This is a genomic window from Marseilla massiliensis, from assembly GCF_023336985.1.
In the GTDB taxonomy this organism is placed as follows: domain Bacteria; phylum Bacteroidota; class Bacteroidia; order Bacteroidales; family Bacteroidaceae; genus Prevotella; species Prevotella intestinigallinarum.
Map to the genome: position 1 here is coordinate 169,219 of NZ_JAMBLP010000005.1, position 17,389 is coordinate 186,607.

At 50.0% G+C, this 17,389-nt stretch carries 12 protein-coding genes and 1 pseudogene; 4 read left to right on the forward strand and 9 right to left on the reverse strand.

Going from position 1 to position 17,389, the window contains the following annotated elements:
* Positions 1–353: 353 nt before the first annotated feature.
* The 4 genes and pseudogenes from M3089_RS15905 to M3089_RS15910 form a co-directional block, all read left to right on the forward strand.
* Positions 354–653, forward strand: a pseudogene (locus tag M3089_RS15905) (SPASM domain-containing protein); the annotation flags it as partial.
* Positions 646–993 (forward strand): carboxypeptidase-like regulatory domain-containing protein, encoded by a 348-nt coding sequence (locus M3089_RS05775; protein ID WP_249082383.1) that lies wholly within the window; start codon positions 646–648, stop codon positions 991–993. The pseudogene M3089_RS15905 and the gene M3089_RS05775, both read left to right, overlap by 8 nt.
* Before the next feature lie 126 nt (positions 994–1,119).
* Positions 1,120–1,650 (forward strand): TonB-dependent receptor, encoded by a 531-nt coding sequence (locus tag M3089_RS05780; RefSeq protein ID WP_249082385.1) that lies wholly within the window; start codon positions 1,120–1,122, stop codon positions 1,648–1,650.
* Between the two features lies 1 nt (position 1,651).
* Positions 1,652–2,281: a TonB-dependent receptor domain-containing protein gene (locus M3089_RS15910; protein WP_394802253.1), complete on the forward strand. Its 630-nt coding sequence runs from the start codon at positions 1,652–1,654 to the stop codon at positions 2,279–2,281.
* 291 nt (positions 2,282–2,572) lie between these two features.
* On the opposite strand, the gene M3089_RS05785 is transcribed toward M3089_RS15910, so the two are convergent.
* The 9 genes from M3089_RS05785 to M3089_RS05825 all read right to left on the reverse strand — a co-directional run bounded on the left by M3089_RS05785 (position 2,573) and on the right by M3089_RS05825 (position 16,888).
* Positions 2,573–3,283: a LytR/AlgR family response regulator transcription factor gene (locus M3089_RS05785; protein ID WP_205107759.1), complete on the reverse strand. Its 711-nt coding sequence runs from the start codon at positions 3,281–3,283 to the stop codon at positions 2,573–2,575.
* Complete coding sequence (locus tag M3089_RS05790; protein WP_249082387.1) at positions 3,258–4,310, reverse strand: sensor histidine kinase; 1,053 nt, start codon at positions 4,308–4,310, stop codon at positions 3,258–3,260. The genes M3089_RS05785 and M3089_RS05790 overlap by 26 nt, the downstream gene beginning before the upstream one ends.
* On the reverse strand, positions 4,303–5,541 hold the full coding sequence (locus M3089_RS05795; RefSeq protein ID WP_249082390.1) for an ABC transporter permease: 1,239 nt from the start codon (positions 5,539–5,541) through the stop codon (positions 4,303–4,305). The genes M3089_RS05790 and M3089_RS05795 overlap by 8 nt, the downstream gene beginning before the upstream one ends.
* Positions 5,542–5,544: 3 nt before the next feature.
* On the reverse strand, positions 5,545–6,303 hold the full coding sequence (locus tag M3089_RS05800; RefSeq protein ID WP_249082391.1) for an ABC transporter ATP-binding protein: 759 nt from the start codon (positions 6,301–6,303) through the stop codon (positions 5,545–5,547).
* Positions 6,304–6,305: 2 nt separating this feature from the next.
* On the reverse strand, positions 6,306–7,481 hold the full coding sequence (locus M3089_RS05805) for an efflux RND transporter periplasmic adaptor subunit (protein ID WP_249082393.1): 1,176 nt from the start codon (positions 7,479–7,481) through the stop codon (positions 6,306–6,308).
* An 11-nt stretch (positions 7,482–7,492) separates the two neighbouring features.
* Positions 7,493–8,839, reverse strand: coding sequence for a TolC family protein (locus M3089_RS05810; protein WP_249082394.1), 1,347 nt, complete (start codon positions 8,837–8,839; stop codon positions 7,493–7,495).
* Between the two features lie 134 nt (positions 8,840–8,973).
* Positions 8,974–9,573 carry a riboflavin synthase gene (locus M3089_RS05815; RefSeq protein WP_249082396.1) on the reverse strand — a complete coding sequence of 200 codons (600 nt, stop codon included), beginning with the start codon at positions 9,571–9,573 and terminating at the stop codon, positions 8,974–8,976.
* 947 nt (positions 9,574–10,520) lie between these two features.
* On the reverse strand, positions 10,521–12,302 hold the full coding sequence (rpsA, locus tag M3089_RS05820) for a 30S ribosomal protein S1 (protein ID WP_205107773.1): 1,782 nt from the start codon (positions 12,300–12,302) through the stop codon (positions 10,521–10,523).
* A 164-nt stretch (positions 12,303–12,466) separates the two neighbouring features.
* Positions 12,467–16,888, reverse strand: a complete 4,422-nt coding sequence (locus M3089_RS05825) for a translocation/assembly module TamB domain-containing protein (RefSeq protein ID WP_249082397.1) — start codon at positions 16,886–16,888, stop codon at positions 12,467–12,469.
* Between the last annotated feature and the right edge of the window lie 501 nt (positions 16,889–17,389).

Consider the following 17,389-nt stretch of genomic DNA (forward strand, 5'->3'; position numbering starts at 1 on the left):
AATAAGCAGCATTCGCGATGTGGCTGCAATATTGCATGGCCACCGTCGGCATTATCCGTGCATCATCGAATTATTGCAGCTGCAGGCTTGAGCATTGATGTCACATGCTATGTTGGGTGATAGTCTTTTGCTCATGTAGTCCGTTGGTCTCAATGTTAATTCGGTTGTGTAGATGTGCAGATTGGCTGCCGCCGTTGTCGGATGCGTTGCTGACTGCGCCGAGACAAAGCGGCCGGCAATATGCCGACAAACATGCCGAAAGCACATTTAAGCCCGGAATATCCAAAAAATCACATCCCCGGACTGCTGATGAGCTGTTGATGGTTATTGTAACATAGCATAAATGTAATGGGAGAACCCTCTCTGAGAGTACCAAGTACGGCGAATTGAATGATGATGGAACATTGGAAATAGACATAGACTTAATTTCCAAAAGATTATCTGTGGCCACATTTGAGCATGATGAATGTCTTAAATGCAAGATGCTGCCAGTATGTATGGGGCCGTGTAGTCAAAAGATATTGGAAAACAACGGGAATTGGACAAAAGGCATCTGCTCTTTAGGAAGTATGGATACGAAACTCAGTGACTATCTGTTTATTGATTTTTTTGTGAAGTCGATGGTAAAAGAATACAATGGTTTTGATGATTAGGATTGTAGTGGTGTTGATGTGCTGCCTTGCTGCCCGGGGAGCTGCGGCACAGGTGGATTCTGTCTTCGGAAAGGTAACCGATGGGCAGGACACTGGAATAGACATGGCTACGATAGCAGTACTCGACAGTGGTAATAATGTCATCGCCGTATGTACAAGTGATTCTGCCGGATGTTTTTCTGTTGCTACAACTACTTTGCCTACATCTTTATTGGTTTCATGCTTAGGTTACAAGCCCTGCAAATGGATGATTGACAAGGCAAGACAGCAAGTGTTTGTCAATATTCGGTTGGAGGCCGACACCACATTGCTGGCCGGTGTGGTTGTTACGTCAGGTTAACCGATAGTAAGAAGGGAAATAGACCGCTTGACACTTGATGCGGAAAGGCTTAGTCCCACGGCAAGAAACTTTCTTGATATACTTAAGCATGCTCCGGGCGTAATAGTTCATGAAGATGCCATAAGCATGTTGAACAAAGGCAAACTTGTATTCCTGATGGATGGGCGGGAGCTGAAGATGGATATGAAGACACCGATAATGTATTTCGGTTCGCTCAACTCTGACAACCTGAAGGCGATAGAGGTGATGACGGCTCCACCGTCAAAATATTCAGCCGAGGGTGACGCAGGTGTAATAAACTTCGTTACAAAAAAGATGAAAAGCGACTATTGGGGAGGTTCGCTTGCCAATTGCATTTCCATAAAAGAGCGTGTATATGACGAGGCCAGTTTTAATTTTCAATGCAAGCACGGCAAGTTTGAATCGTATGTAAGTGTGGGGGCGGGGCTTGGTACGGTGCAGACAGACAAGTCAAGCCGGGTTGTTTGTCCTGCCGAGACATGGTTGTCAGACATCCGTAAGTTGAAGTCTAATGACTATGTAATAGTCACCGCCGGCATTGACTATGCGCTGTCTGGGCATTCGTCGTTAGGAGCCATGCTGTCGTACAATAACCTGCAACCGTCTTCCGACCAAATTTCAGTCACAAGCATGTAAGCTGAACGATAAAACGGAGGCAAAGGTTGGCATTCGTTGTGAATACGGTGTGTTGGACGGAAAGTCATTCAAGATGAGCCAACAGAGCGTAAAGCATCAGTTTGACTTGTTTCCCACCTTATATATAAAGTACAGATGCAATGACGACAACACACTTTCCCTAAGCGTGACAAGCAGAATAAACCGCCCTAACTATGTAGACCTTAATCCCTTTACTACTTATGTAGATGCACATACCATTCAAACCGGCAACCCCAATTTACAGCCAATGAAGTCATACATGGCAGAACTTGGGTTTACACATAAAGCATTTTCAATATCTGCGAGTGCCAAGCGAATTACGAGTGTGATGTCAACCTATACAGATATAGACGAAGTTGGCAAGATGACGAGGCATACCGTAGACAACGTAATGGACAAAAGTGTCTATAACTTGAATTTATCCTATTATTTTGATTGCTTGAAATGGTTGGACTCTTATGTAGACGGCAGCGTATATATGGTGTCTTCCGAGCCACTAATGCCGCACTGTCAACAGCTCCTGCACGGTAGGCCCATGTCACATTCTATTGATTCGCATAACACAAGAACAGTCGTTTGCCTGCTGAATGCTTGTTTAGATAAGTATTAATTTACCCCGCACGCTTCAATCCCCACCGCGAAGATTGTTTGCCGTTTCGCCTCGGCGTAGCCTGATATGCCTTTGGCCAAAGCGGCAAATAATCTGCACGGCAATGGTAATTGAGTGTGTTATGAGGCTAATTGCGGTCTGTAGTTGAAGTGCAATAGGCGTGTTGGAGTCGGTCAGTCACCCGTTTTGTAGTAACATACAACCTTGGGCGATGCCTCAAAGCACCACCTTGCATCCTTGATTCGGCTTAGCAGATAAGTTTCTTCGCCAAGTACAAGCCCGGCGTTAGCGTCACATCATGGTGTGCCGGTCAAGATATGATTGAACCTCGTCCTTGTAACTGTCGGATATTGGAATGTAAGCATCACCGAACACGAGTCGGAACCTGTCTACGGCTTGCACCATGTTCATGTGCACAATGTACGATCTGTGGGTGCGCATGAATTCGGGTTTGGGCAGGTTGTCCTCCAGATTCTTCATGTTCATGAGCGACATCAGTTTGTTGCCATCCTTCAGGTATATGCGCACATAGTCCTTAAGGCCCTCTATGTACATTATGTCATCGAGGTTGACGCGAATGAGCTTGTAGTCGCTTTTTACAAATATGAAGCGGTCTTGCTTATATGCCTCTTGCCTTGTCTTGGTGGCAAACCAGTCGAACGCTTTCTTTGCTGCCGAAAGGAACGTGTCGTAGCTAACAGGCTTCATGAGATAGTCCATGGCATTTACCTTGTAGCCCTCGACGGCATATTGGCTGAATGCCGTCACGAAGATGATGCGCGTCTCTTGCGGCAGAATCTTGGCAAACTCAATGCCGCTTAGTTCCGGCATCTGGATGTCGAGGAAAATGAGGTCGACGGGATTCTCCCTCAAGTCCCTTATTGCCGTGCTCGCGCTGTTGTATGCGCCCGTGAGCTTTAAGAACGGGGTCTTGTTTACATAAGAGGATAGCAGTTCAACAGCCAAAGGCTCGTCGTCAATTATTGCACATTTTAGTATCATATATAGTAATTTTAGATGAATATTCTTTTCCTGTGGGGTCTACGCCTTTCTTCCATTCATACATGTTGGGGTAGATAAGGTCGAGCCTGCGCGCTACCAGGCTTAATCCTATGCCGTGACCGCTTCTGTCCTTGTCTCCCTTGGGGAAGTTTGAGTTTACTATGTCGCATGTTATGTAATGGTCGGTGGCCTTGATTTGTATTCTGATGTAGCTTTTCTCCGTTGTGCTTACCCCGTGCTTGAATGCATTTTCTATCAAAGATATGAATATCAACGGGGCTATCATGATGTTGCAGGGGTCGGGTATGTCGGCTGTAAACTGAAGGTCGACATTCGAAGAAAGCCTTATTTTCATTAGATTGGTGTAGTTCATGAGAAACTGCACCTCGCTTTTCAAGTCGACATACCTCTGCTGGTTGTCGTAGAGTATGTGCCTTAGCAGCTTGCTCAGCTCCAGTATGGCTTCCTTGGCTTTGTCTGGTGCCAGTTCGGTAAGGGCGTATATGTTGTTTAGTGTGTTCAGAAGGAAGTGCGGATTCACTTGCGACCGCAGGTTCTTAAGCTCGGCGTTGACCCTTGCCGACTCAGCTTCCCGCCGCGCATTTTCCGACTCCTGCCATCGCATGGCCAGCTGTATCGTGGTGGCAATGGCAGCAGATATGGCAAGGTTGAACATATCCCTGAGCAAGAAAAACACATACATTATGGGGCTTGGTGGTCGTTGTGGCGGCCTGTTGTCGAACATGGCATGGGTCTGGCCCATCCATAAGTGAAGCGCAATCCCCATGGACAGTATCATTGCTATGTTGGCAAGCCAGTATATTTGCTTGTTTTCGGTGGCAAAATATTTGGGCGTCAGCCAGAGGTAATTGACGTAGAAGACTATCATCAGCGACATTGGCACGGCGCTCATAAACAAAAACTGATGCCACGATGTGCCGGCACCGTGGTTCATGAACATCAGCGGCGATATGAACATTACTGTCCATACCGCTGCGTGAATGCATATTTTGTGTTTGTTATTCATACCTAAGAGCCTCTATTGGGTCTAGCTGTGCGGCTTTCTTCGCCGGATACCAGCCGAAGAACACGCCGGTAAACGTGCACACAGCGAAACTCATGATGATTGTCCACAGCTGGATGGCGATGGGCCAATGGGCAAACGCCTTTATCGAGAACGACGCTCCGATGCCCAGTGCCACGCCTATTAGCCCTCCGCTGACGCTTAGCAAGACGGCCTCGATAAGAAACTGGTTCAGTATGTCGATGCCCCTTGCTCCCACACTCATGCGCAGGCCAATCTCCCTTGTGCGTTCCGTTACGCTGACATACATGATGTTCATTATGCCTATGCCTCCCACAACCAGCGAGATGCCTGCCACACAGCCCAGGAGAATGGTAAGCATGTCGGTCGTTGAGTTCATCATCGATGCCAGTTCTTCCTGTGACCGTATGGTGAAGTCGTCCTCGTCGGCTTCTGTTGTCTCGGTTGCGTCTTTGAGCTTATGCGTGCGCCTCAGGATGTTGCTTATCTCCTCGGTGGCCTTGTCGGTGACTCCCTCTGTCACGGCTGAGCACTGTATTCCGTTGAGATAGGTCTGCGCAAGTATTCGTTTCATTACCGACGTGTACGGGGCAAGCACAAGGTCGTCTTGGTCCATGCCCATTGAGTTGTATCCTTTCTTCTTGAGCACTCCTATAACCCGGAACGGGATGGAGTTGAAACGCACCACTTTGCCTATGGGGTCGCTGCCGTCGGGGAACAGGTTGTCGACAACCGTTTGCCCCAATATGCATACTTTGGCACTTGTCTTGATTTCGGCATCGGTGAAAATCTCGCCGTCGGCCACGTCAATCTGGCGTATCTCAAGGTAGTCTTGGTTGATACCATATATGGTCGAGGGCGTGTTTTCGTTGCCATAGATAAACTGTCCGCTGCTTGACACCATCGGGCTGATGGCCTTTATGTACTGGCATTCGTCCTTGATGGCCTCATAGTCGGACATCTTGAGCGTTTCCATTGACGACGCTTCCTGCCTTACGCCACCCCGCATGTCGGCACCCGGGCTTATCATTATCATGTTTGAGCCCATCTCTGCGATGTTTGCCTGTATGCTTTGCTTCGTGCCCTGGCCGACAGCAAGCATGGTTATCACCGACGCAATGCCGATGATTATGCCCAATGCCGTCAGGAATGAGCGTGTCTTGTTTGCTGCTATAGCTCGCAAGGCTATCTTGAAAAGGTTGGTGTAGTTCATTGTTCATTCGTCTGTGTTGGCCGGCAGGGCCGATAGTCCTTCGGCTGCCGACATTATGTTTTTGTTGTACTCGTCGCTGATTACATGCCCGTCGCGTAACATTATGTTGCGGCTTGAGTAGTTGGCAATGTCGGGGTTGTGGGTGACAAATATTATTGTCCGCCCCTGTGCATGCAGTTTTTGGAACAAAACCAGTATTTCGAACGATGTCCTGGTGTCGAGGTTGCCGGTAGCTTCGTCCGCCAGTATCACGGCAGGGTTGTTTACCAGTGCCCTTGCTATGGCCACACGCTGCATCTGTCCGCCCGACATCTGGTTGGAACGGTGGTAAAGCCTGTCACCAAGACCTACTGCCTGCAGGGCGGCGATGGCTCTCTCGCGGCGCTCTTTGGCGCTGATGCCGGTGTTGTACATCAGTGGCAGTTCAACGTTCTCAACGCTCGTGGTCTTCGGAAGCAGGTTGTAGTTCTGGAAAATGAACCCTATCTTGCGGTTGCGGAGCACTGCGCGCTGTGGCTTTGACATCTTGCGGACAGACACGCCGTCGAGATAGTATTCTCCCTTTGTCGGTGTGTCGAGGCATCCGAGCTGGTTGAGCAGTGTCGACTTGCCCGAACCTGATTTGCCCATTATTGTGACAAACTCGCCTTCGTATATCTTAAACGATACGCCACGCAGTGCATGGACGGTCTCATCACCAACAAGGAACTCGCGCTTTACGTCCTGCAATTCTATTACGACCTTCTTATTATCGTCAACCATGGTTACTTCTTCTTGTCGTCCTTACGTGGTCCGGGGGCAAACGGCGACTGTTCCTGCTGTGGCTCAGCCGGGGTTTCGTCGGCGGTCTCGTTGATTTCCGTTATCACATCCACACCGTTGGCTATGCCGCTGATTATTTCCGTGTGGGTGCCGTCAGACATTCCTGTCTGCACCGAGTGGGCTTTCAGGGTGTTGCCTTCCAGAGTCCACACCTTGTTTTTGCCGCTGCAGTCGGCCAGGGTGTATTTTCCGACAGTCTCTTTGGTTGGGTTGAAGCGCAGCGCTTTGCTCGGAACGCTCAGCACCCCCTGTTTTTCGGCTGTGTATATAGTGACATTTGCCGTTAGCCCGGGTTTCAGCTTAAGGTCGGCATTGGGCGCGCTTATCACAACTTCGTAGGTGACAACGTTGTTCGTCGTGGTGGCTTCCTGTCTCACTTGCGTAACTTTGCCGTTGAAAGTGTCGTTAGGGTAGGCGTCGACGGTAAACGTTGCGCGCGCTCCTTCTTTCACGTCGCCAATGTCGGCTTCGTCTACATCAGCCACAACCCTCATGTCGGTGAGGTCTTGGGCGATGGTGAACAGCTCGGGGGTGCTGTAGCTTGCGGCCACCGTCTGGCCCTCTTCAACTTCCTTTGAGAGCACAATCCCGTCTATCGGCGACGTGATTGTGGCGTAGCCCAAGTCTGTTTCGGCCTTCTTCACTGTCTCTTTTGCCGTCGCCACGCTCTCTTTGGCCTGTACGAAGCTGAGCCGTGCGTTTTCATATTCATCGGCGCTGACCAGTCCTTTGTCATATAAAGCCTTGTATCTGTTGTAGTTTGATGTTTCGTAAGTGAGCTGGCTTTGTGCGCTCGACAGGTTGGCTTTGGCCGTGTTGAGCGAACTGATTAGGTTGGTCTTGTCCAATTCGGCAATCACCTGGCCCTTCTTGACCACCGTGTTGTAGTCTACGAATATCTTGCTTATTATTCCCGAAACCTGCGTTCCGACCGTTACCGAAGTCACCGGTTCGATGGTACCGGTGGCGGTCACTCTGTTTTGTATGTTAGCCGGCTCAACCTTGGCCGTTGCGAAAGTTATCTGACGCTCTTTTTTATTGCCGGACAAGAGCCAGATCACTATTGCCAACAGGATGATAACGCCTGCCCATATCCATATTTTGCTAATTTTCTTCATATATCTGTTCCTTATATGCTTAATGGTTCACCTTTGTAGAATTTAAGTAGTTGGCGGTCAAGTATAGTCATATACTTGCTTTCGAGCATGTCCTGCGTGGCGTTCATCAGGTTTGCCTTGCCGGTCATCAGTTCGACAATGTTCTTTAGCCCGAGGTTAAACTGCTCGCTGAGGAGTTCGTAGCTGGCCTGTTCGCTCTCTACACTGGCCTTGGCTGCCTTGAACTTCTGCTGGTTGGTATATGCGTCGACCCAAAAGCCCTCGATGGTGCTGTAGAGTTGCTTCTGCTTGTCCTTCAGGTCGAGCAGGCTTTGCTCCCGTTGCAGCTTGGCTTTGTTAACAGCCGTCTTGGCGCTTCGGTTGTCGAGGATGGGAACGCTGAGCGTTGCTCCTACCGAGGCATCAAAGTTTGTCTGTATCTGCTTGCCCCATTTGTTTGAGTTCATTGATGTGCTGCTTGTGCCAACACTGCCAGACAGGCTGATGCTCGGAAGCCTGTCGGCCTTTGCCACGGCAATGTTCAGTTCGCTGCTTTGTATCGCCAGCTGGCTGTTTTTAATTTCCGGGCGAGTTGACAGGGCTGCCTCGTAGACAGAAGTGAGCGACGGTATCTCTTCAAGTGCATCGGCATCTGAAGCGGCAGGTATGTAGATGTCAAACTCTTCGCTGTCTGTTAGTTCTAGCAGTTGCTTTAACTGTAGTTTGTACTTTGCAATGTTGCTTTTAGCTTCCACTATGTTATAATTGTCTTGAGCAGTTTGTGATGTCAGCTGAGCGAGGTCGGCTTTCGACATTTTCCCCAGTTTTACCATTTCCCGGCCTTTGCTCTCGTTTTTCAGGCTGGCTTCATAGCTCATCCTGTTGGCTTCGACGGCCTCATTCAGATAAAGTATCTGTACATACAGTTGTGCGATTTGTTCTTGGATACTGTTGGCAGTTTCAGCCAGGCTCAGTTCCGATTGTTGTGCAGCAAGCTTGTTCAGCTTCAGGTTGTTGCGGTTTTTGTTTCCGTTCCATACCGTCCAGTTGGCGTTGATGCCGTAGCTGCCGTTGTAGTATGTTTTGTTGACACTTGTGGCGACGGTACCGTTTGTGACAGTGCTTACGCCAGAGTTAACCCATGGTCTGTAGCCGACGGCATGGTTTGTAGAGAAGCTCAGCGTCGGCATTAGTTCCGACTTGGCTTGTTTAACATCTTCTTCAGCAGAGCGCTTCGACAGCTCCGATTGCTGTAGCGAGATGTTGTTGGCAATGGCGTAGTCGATGCACTCTTGCAATGTCCACTTTTTGGGTGGCCCGGCCATAGAGTAATCGGCGGCCATGACAACTGCCATGACAAACAAGATTCCTTTTTTCATATCCTTTTTCCATGTTATTTTGCGGTGCAAAAGTATGAATTATATCTCGGAGGTGAAAAAAAGATATATGTTTGTAGGCGGTTAGTAGAAATAAGCACCCGAATCTTCGATAAGATTCGGGTGCTTAACACTTATTAGAATTGATGCAGCCGGGCAATGTATTTGCCCAGTATGTCGAACTCAATGTTTACAACAGACCCTGGCTTTATGTCGCAGAAATTGGTGTGCTCAAGCGTATAGGGTATTATGGCAACCTGGAATGTGTTTGCGCCAGGGTTGCACACAGTCAGCGATACACCGTTTACTGTTACGCTGCCTTTGTCGACAGTAAAATAACCTTTGCGGGCCATCTCATCGTTCTCGGGATACTCGAACGTGAAGTAGGTGCTGCCGTCGGCGTCTTCCATTGCGGTGCATACGGCGGTCTCGTCGACGTGGCCTTGCACGATGTGGCCGTCAAGGCGTCCGTTCATGAGCATTGAGCGCTCAACATTTACCTTGTCGCCGACTTTGAGCAGCCCGAGGTTGCTGCGCTCAAGCGTCTCTTTCATTGCCGTGACGGTATAAATGTCGCCGTCTATCTTGACTACTGTAAGGCATACGCCATTGTGAGCCACGCTTTGGTCAATCTTCAACTCATCCGTGAAGGAGCATTTCAGGGAGAAGTCTATATTCTCGCGATCCTTCTCGATTGCCACTATTGTCGCAAATTCTTCTATGATTCCGGAAAACATATAATTGATTGTGGTTATGGATGCAATAAAAATGGTCGTACCGATGATGTGATGAAAACTCCTATAACATAAGATTTGAGAGCTCTCCGCTTTTGTAATCCACCGGCATTTCTGCTACCCTGATGGGTATGTGGCCCGCCATTGGCAAGAGAAGTCATCTCGGTTTTCAATTTAATTTGATGAGTATCCCAATCTAACCGATACGACCTGTTGGATTCTCCTTTTCTTTGTGCAAAGATATGAAATTATTCTCATACTTTCATGCTTTAGGGCTGATTTTGTTTGTTAACGTTTGTAAAGGGCGTCCGGCGGCGTTGCCTTAATGCTGTGGCTTGATTGTGGTGGCTGTCATCAGGTGCATGGGCCGGCCCGTAGGCCTGGCTTTTCGCTGTGGCATTGCCTGAGTCTGTAAGGCCCTGTGTGCCAGGTGGTTTACGATATGGCTCGTTTCGCGTCGCAATATGGGCCGTTTTGCCGTGTGATATGGCATGTTTGGCAATGCAGAACCATAGTTGTCTTTCAGCGATGTGGTATGGGGCTTATCATTCAGGGCTGTGCATTGTCTTGTTTCAAAGCTGTCTGTCGGCGGCAGATTGCCATGTCGTGCTGAACCGGTATGGCTGCATTGGGCAGGATGGGGTGGGTGGTCGCTACTTTGTCTTCGTGATTCTTTTCCCTTATTTTGCTTTTACATGAAGTCGGTTGTGGTTGGGATGTCCTTATTTGTTCAAGCTTCTGTTTGCCAGAGCCGTGCAGGCGGCATATCCATAGGTGAGGGGCATCATTTCCCGGTTTAGGGCTGTAGCCGGCATTTGCGTCTGTGTTGCCCGGTCGAACGTTTGGAACCGGTGGGTCGGAGGTTTGGCTTAAACGTACAACGGGCGGAGCAATGCATGCTCCACCCGTTGTCTTTGTTATATGATGTCGATTAGGTGTGGTAAAGGAAATTATTCACCCTTCTCCATCTTCTCTTTCAGCTGTGCCAGCACATCGATATCGCCGAGTGTGGTAGCAGCGGGCTGGTTGTCTATCTTTATCGAATCCTCTTTGTCTTTCTTTACGCGGGCCTTCTTTGCAGCCTTCTTCTCCTCACGCTGTGCATCCTCGAATGTGCGGCTGTGAGACAAGATTATGCGCTTGCTGTCCTTATTGAACTCGATAACCTTGAACGGAAGTTCCTCGCCGAGTGCAGCCTGTGTGCCGTCTTCCTTTACCAGGTGCTTCGGAGTTGCGAAGCCTTCAACACCCTTCTCGAGAGATATCACGTCACCCTTCTCGAGTGTCTCGATGATCTTGCCCTGGTGTATGCTACCCACAGTGTATATCGTTTCAAACACATCCCATGGGTTGTCTTCCAGCTGCTTGTGGCCGAGGCTCAGGCGACGGTTCTCTTTGTCTATCTCAAGAACTACGACGTCGATGTCTGCACCAACCTGGGTGAACTCTGACGGATGCTTAACCTTCTTTGTCCAAGACAGGTCGCTGATGTGAATCAGGCCGTCAACACCTTCCTCAAGCTCAACAAATACGCCGAAGTTTGTGAAGTTGCGCACCTTTGCAGTGTGCTTGCTGCCGATAGGATACTTAACCTCGATGGTCTCCCATGGGTCTTCCTTGAGCTGCTTGATGCCAAGGCTCATCTTGCGCTCGTCGCGGTCGAGGGTCAGGATGACTGCCTCTACCTCGTCGCCTACCTTCAGGAACTCCTGGGCAGAGCGCAGGTGCTGGCTCCAAGACATCTCGGATACGTGGATAAGACCCTCGACACCGGGCTGTATCTCAACGAATGCACCGTAGTCGGCGATGACAACAACCTTGCCTTTCACGTGGTCGCCCACCTTCAGGTTCGGGTCGAGAGCATCCCATGGGTGTGGAGTGAGCTGCTTCAGACCGAGTGCTATGCGCTTCTTCTCGTCGTCGAAGTCAAGGATAACGACGTTGATCTTCTGGTCGAGCTCAACCACCTTGTGGGGATCGTCAACGCGGCCCCAAGACAGGTCTGTGATGTGGATGAGTCCGTCTACGCCACCAAGGTCGACGAATACGCCGTAGGTGGTGATGTTCTTGACAGTTCCCTCGAGGATCTGACCCTTCTCCAGCTTAGAGATAATCTCCTTCTTCTGGGCCTCAAGCTCTGCTTCGATGAGGGCCTTGTGGGAAACTACGACGTTGCGGAACTCCTGGTTGATTTTCACAACCTTGAATTCCATGGTCTTGCCAACGAACTGATCGTAGTCGCGTATGGGGTGAACGTCAATCTGGCTTCCAGGCAAGAATGCCTCGATACCGAACACGTCAACAATCATGCCACCCTTAGTGCGGCACTTGATGTAACCCTGAATGACTTCTTGATTGTCGAGTGCAGCGTTGACACGCTCCCAGCTCTTGCTCAGGCGGGCCTTCTTGTGTGAAAGAATCAGCTGGCCTTTCTTGTCCTCCTGGTTCTCTACATACACTTCAACCTTGTCGCCTACCTTGAGATCAGGGTTGTAGCGGAATTCACTTGCGGGGATAATGCCGTCGCTCTTATAGCCGATGTTGACTATAACCTCTTTCTTGTCGATAGAGATAACGGTTCCCTCAACAACTTGGTGCTCGCTTACTTTGTTAAGTGTTTCATCGTAAGCCTTGTCAAGTTCTTCTTTGCTGACGTTGACATGTGCGCCATTTTCAAACTCCTCCCAATCGAAGTTGTCTAATGGCTTGACGTTTTTTGTTAAATCTGACATGTTAATATAAAAGTGGTAAATTAATAAAGTTAGACTTTATGTGAATTATTTTAAAATCGGATGCAAAGGTAATCTTTATTTATGAAACGCCATGATGCTTTGCCATTTACATTCCGCCGAATTATGTTTTTTTAAGGTTTTGGGGCTTCAATGGCCGGGTTTGGTCATTTCGTTTTGTCGTTTTGCTTCTTTTTCTTCTTTATATTGAACAGGTCTTTGAACCCGTCGAAGTCTTTCTTCATTATGATTCCGATTCCTTGAGTGTTGAGGCTGGATTTCGTAAAATACCTGTCGTTGGTCTGGTTGTATACCTTTATCGACAAGTTGCCGTTGGGTTTGAGCAGGTATCTTATGTCAAAGTCGCCGATGAAGCTGGTGTTTGCCGTGTTGGCATTGTCCCTGTAGCCGAACTGTCCGTTTATAAGCAGCCTGTTGTCAAGCAGTCTTCCGCTTAGCAAACCTTCGTATTCAGCGTTGTTCCAGCCTTCGTCGCCCGTAGATATGTTTGCCCCGAAGTTCCAGTTATTGCTTTTTATTACAGAGTTGAGCACATTGTTTATCTGTGTCGAGATTGTTCCTGACAGCAGGCTTTGCATGGCCAGTGTCGTCTGGCTTTGCTGCCCGTCGTTCTGTGCTGAGGCGTTGTTTTCTCGCTGAGGGTAGAAGCGTCCTATGCCAAGGAGGTAAATCACCTGCTGGTTCATTTCCTCTTCGCTGTTGATGATGCTTTTTATCATTTGCTTTTCGTCGCTGCTCACCGTCGGCATGTCGAGGTCGAACGTTATTACGGGGCGTTGCGGCTGTCCGCCGATGTTCATCAGGCAGTTGACACGGATGGTGTTGTTGGTGAAACTGTTGCCAACGTTGAGGTCGGACAGTGACACTCCGTTGACGGTATGCTCTGCCTGCAGGTTCAAGTCGGCGTGGTAGGGGTTGCCTCTGAACGTGATGCTGCTGCCTTCGTTGAAGACAAAGTTCTTCTTAATTATGTCTTGGATGGTTATCCCGTATGTTCCATGCAGCACGGTATAAGTGCCGAACATGTTGAAACTGCCCTTGTTGTAGTATGACGCACGCAGGGTGCCGCTGCCGTTGAGGGTGATGTAGTCGTTGGTGCGGCTGTCCATGAGCAGCTTTATGGTCACGTCGGGAGTGCAGTTGAGAAAGAAGTTGAGGTGTGTGTCTGTGGGCGTGTCTTCCTCTTCTGCCTGTTGCGCCTCGTTGTCCTGCCCATTGTTGCCTTCGGCTTTGCCCGAGTCGTTCCATTTTATGAACCCTTGGTCGGCCACGGCGTCGGGGTTTGACACATTATAAGAGAATGTTGAGTTTTCCTTTGGGGTAATGTTGATGTCGATGTTCACCTCTCCTTTTCTGCCGTGTATGCCCACGTCGCCCGAGGCAAACACCGTTCCGCAGAACGTGTTGTCGCCAAATTCGCGGAAATCGTAGGCAAGCAGGTTGTCGGCCTTTACTCCGAGGTCGTATGACAAGTCTTTCAAGTACTTGTGGTGTAGCGCCCCGCTTACTATGCCTTTTTGGTTGTGGATGTCAAATATGGGGGCGTCGAGGAACCGGATTTCATTCGGTTCAAAAGCAATGGTGTCGTTGCGCAGGTAATACTTGCAATTGGTGGGAATCACGGTTGCCTCTCCGTTGACGGCAAGTTTACCCACGAGGTTGATTTGTTTCAGCGGGCCGATAACCCTCACGCTGCCTTGCGCCTGTCCGTTCACGTTGCCCAAGAAACTCTCTGTGAACGATTCCACAAAGTCGATGTGTGTGCCTGCGGCGCTTATGCCGAGGTCGATGTAGTTTCTTGACGGCGATACATAGCCATTGATATACGTCATTGCGTCAGGGCCGTCGTTGGCAATGGCGTTTATGTCTATTTGCTTTTCTTGGTTGTTCCAGTCGACCATGGCGTTGAGCACACCCATGCGACCTTCCTCAAACTTGAAGTTGTCGACTGCGATGGTGCCTTTGGCTGCCGTGTTGCCGAACAGTCCCATTACGTAAGCGCGCCCGCTGGCCTGTCCGCTGAACTCTACGGCGTGGAAGTTGACAAGGTCGAGCAAATAGCCAACGTCGATGCCGCTCAGGTCGACGGCCAGTGAGTCTTGCGCGTTAGGCGTGGCCTTCCCGTTGATGATTATGTGCTGGCCGCCGTGCTTGATGGCGAAGCCGGCCACCTCGATGTTGTTTTTGGAGTAAGTGATGCTCGACGGGAGCACGTTCCACACCACGTCGTTGATGTTTATGTGTGAAGGCTGAACGTTGATTGCTGCGATTTGTTTGCCGTCCTGCGCACGGTAGAACTGTGAGACGGCATTGAACCTGCCGCTGAACTTGTCGGTTGCAGTGTCGTTCCAGGTAAACGATGTAGCCAGGTTGTTGTTGATGGCCCTGCCTTCCAGTTGCATTGCCATTTTCCCGCCCTTTCCCGAGAGCCGGGTAACGCCTACGTTGCACACCAGCGTGTCGTTTTGCGACTTGATGACAATGGCCCCGTCTGAGTACCCAGTGTCGTTGTAGCTGAACGAGCCGACGTTGCAATCAAGTGAAATGTCTCTTTTCTCATCGTCCACTTTGGCGTGCAGGTTTATGGGTTTGTTGATGTGCAGCGGTATGCCAAGCAGCTTTTCCATCCACACTGTGCTCCATACCTCGGCCCTGACGAGGAAGTCGTTGGCAGTGGTGTGCTTCGTCTTTGGTAGCCCCGGCAGCGTTGGCAGTTTATCGCCAATGAAGTTTGTGAAGCTTTGCGCCAAGGTGTTGTATTCAAACTTGCCTGTCAGGTTGGCCCGGCCGAAGTCGCTGTCCAATACCAGGTAGTGGGTGTCGGCATTGAATCCGGACGTCACGCTGGCCCGTTGCATGGCGAAGGTGTCGGTTGGCGACACCATTTTCAGTCCGTTTACCACAATGTTGCCTTTCGCGTCGTTTAGTCCGCTTGCCTTGAAGTCTGCGTTCACTCCTGCCATGAAGCTCGATTCGCCCCATTTGTCGGTCATGTTTAGGGCTTTCGGGCACAGCCTGTTTATTGTGGCGGATATTTTTATGTCGGTCTGTCCGGCTGTTTTGTCAAGATAGCCTTCGACGGCCAGGTTTGCATTGTCGTCGTCGATGCTAAGCAGCCCCGACAGCTTCTTTCCTACGGATGTTCCGTCTACAGATATCTTGCTGTATTCGTAGCCGTTATAGTCAAGTTTGTCTATCGTTCCTTTAATCGACAACGAAGGTGCCGCCTTGTCCTTAATGCTGCCCCTGAGGTCTACGTGAGCCGACACGTCGCCCAGTTTTTCGTTGCCGGTGGCCTGCTTTAGGTCAAACCCGTCGGTAGCTATGCTTCCTTTGAAGTTTCTGTCTCTTGACATGGCGAAGAACATGTCGGCGTGGCCGGCGGCTGTCTGCATTTGGCATGTCGTGGTCAACTCGTTGTTCCTTGTGGCCGCGGCAACGCCCCTGAAGCTGATGTCACCAAGGCGGGCGGCAGGCTTTATTATCGATGAGTCTTTTATTCCGGCTATGCCCATCATGGTGGCCACGACCTCTTGCGACACTTCCAGTTCTTTTATGGCCGCGTTCCAGAGCGGGCGGGCTTCCCAATTCCTTATCCACCCGTTGGCGTTCAGCACAATGCTTCCGCCTGTCGATTTGAGCAATATGTGCGGAACGCGCAGATTGGTGCTTGTGCCGTGGAAGTTTGTGCTCAACGAAATTGACTCGTCGAGTTTCTTCAGTTGCGGAACAAAGCATGCAAAGTCGGCCGGGGTCACTTGCGACTCAACAATGCTTCCCGCATATTGCAGGGTGGCCATTTGGGGCTTTCCGTCTACGGTTCGGTAAGTGGCGGTCAGCGAGTCCAACCCGAAGTTGGTACGGGGCAGCTCGACGTGAACGTCGCTAAGCAGGCAACGGCTTTTCCCGGCTGCCAGCTTTAGCGAGAGCCTGTTCACTTTCAGGCCTGACTGTTCCTTAAGGGCAATTCGCTTTACGTTCACGTTAAGGCTGTCTTCGTTGAGGGCCTTGAGTATGATATGGGCGCTTATGTCGGTAACTCTCAGGTGGTTGGCGTTGAATTTGCCGGGTGTCGGGGCAATGTCATACCTGTCGTAAGCCACGCTGCTGTGCCGCATGATGAACGAGTTGACCCTTAGGTCGAGGCTGCTGTGCCGGGTTGTGTCCTTTGATGCGAGCGAGTCGAGGGCAAACTGGTAGTTGGGCTTGGCCCCGGCCGACGCTTTGTATAATTTCAGGTGGGTGCCGAAGGCCTGGGCCGACGATATTGATATGCGGCCTTCGGCCAGCGGGGCAATGTCGACCTTGGCTGTCAGTCGGGCTGCCTTCAGCATTTCTTTGCCACGCTGGTCAAGTATGAGCACGTCGTCGATTATTATGCGGTTGAACAATCCGAGGTCTACCCGGCCGACAGAAACGCGAGTGCCGAGCTTGTCGGAAATGGCTTGCGCCACCTGTGAGCCGAGAAGCGACTGAACCCCAGACAGCTGCAGCAGCACAATTGTTGAAAAGTACAGGCCTATCAGGGCCCATACCACAAAGCGTACTATGTGTTTAAATGCTTTCAACCAATATATTCCCGTAAATAGGATGACAATGTTTGCGTTATCGCTAATTAGACACAAAGGTACACATAATTATTATATTACAAGTGATTTTGCGATGTTTTTTGGTTTTTTACGTGCTTTTGGCTTGTTGGGCGCTTGCTCCGTTAGGCATTGAGGTGGCTTAGGGCAGCGCTGGGCATGACCGGGCCATTGGCGTATTGGCCGTGTGCCAAATGACGTTCTTTTGTCATTTGTTCTTTTAGTTTATATAAAAAGCAATAACAGATTGGATAACAGGGCGTTACAACGGCGTTGGCGTTTGTTTGTGAAACGGATCGTTTTACGATGCAAAACAGCCCGTATTGCGTTGCAAAATGTGCCGTATGGCAGTGTGAAACGGCCTGTTTGGCGCAACAGCCCTGTTTTTGTGGCGGCATGCTCCCGTGGCGGCCTTGTGCAGCCGGTCCGCAGTCGGTAGGCGCGCAGTGCCTTTCAGGCCCATCGGCCTGTGCTCCGTTGGCA

What these genes read in the sequence shown, in the direction of transcription:
- M3089_RS05815 (WP_249082396.1), bottom strand. Translation starts at nt 9,573, where the DNA reads ATGTTTTCCGGAATCATAGAAGAATTTGCGACAATAGTGGCAATCGAG.
- M3089_RS05775 (WP_249082383.1), top strand. Translation starts at nt 646, where the DNA reads ATGATTAGGATTGTAGTGGTGTTGATGTGCTGCCTTGCTGCCCGGGGA.
- M3089_RS05800 (WP_249082391.1), bottom strand. Translation starts at nt 6,303, where the DNA reads ATGGTTGACGATAATAAGAAGGTCGTAATAGAATTGCAGGACGTAAAG.
- rpsA (WP_205107773.1), bottom strand. Translation starts at nt 12,302, where the DNA reads ATGTCAGATTTAACAAAAAACGTCAAGCCATTAGACAACTTCGATTGG.
- M3089_RS05805 (WP_249082393.1), bottom strand. Translation starts at nt 7,481, where the DNA reads ATGAAGAAAATTAGCAAAATATGGATATGGGCAGGCGTTATCATCCTG.
- M3089_RS05795 (WP_249082390.1), bottom strand. Translation starts at nt 5,541, where the DNA reads ATGAACTACACCAACCTTTTCAAGATAGCCTTGCGAGCTATAGCAGCA.
- M3089_RS05785 (WP_205107759.1), bottom strand. Translation starts at nt 3,283, where the DNA reads ATGATACTAAAATGTGCAATAATTGACGACGAGCCTTTGGCTGTTGAA.
- M3089_RS05790 (WP_249082387.1), bottom strand. Translation starts at nt 4,310, where the DNA reads ATGAATAACAAACACAAAATATGCATTCACGCAGCGGTATGGACAGTA.
- M3089_RS05780 (WP_249082385.1), top strand. Translation starts at nt 1,120, where the DNA reads ATGTTGAACAAAGGCAAACTTGTATTCCTGATGGATGGGCGGGAGCTG.
- M3089_RS05810 (WP_249082394.1), bottom strand. Translation starts at nt 8,839, where the DNA reads ATGAAAAAAGGAATCTTGTTTGTCATGGCAGTTGTCATGGCCGCCGAT.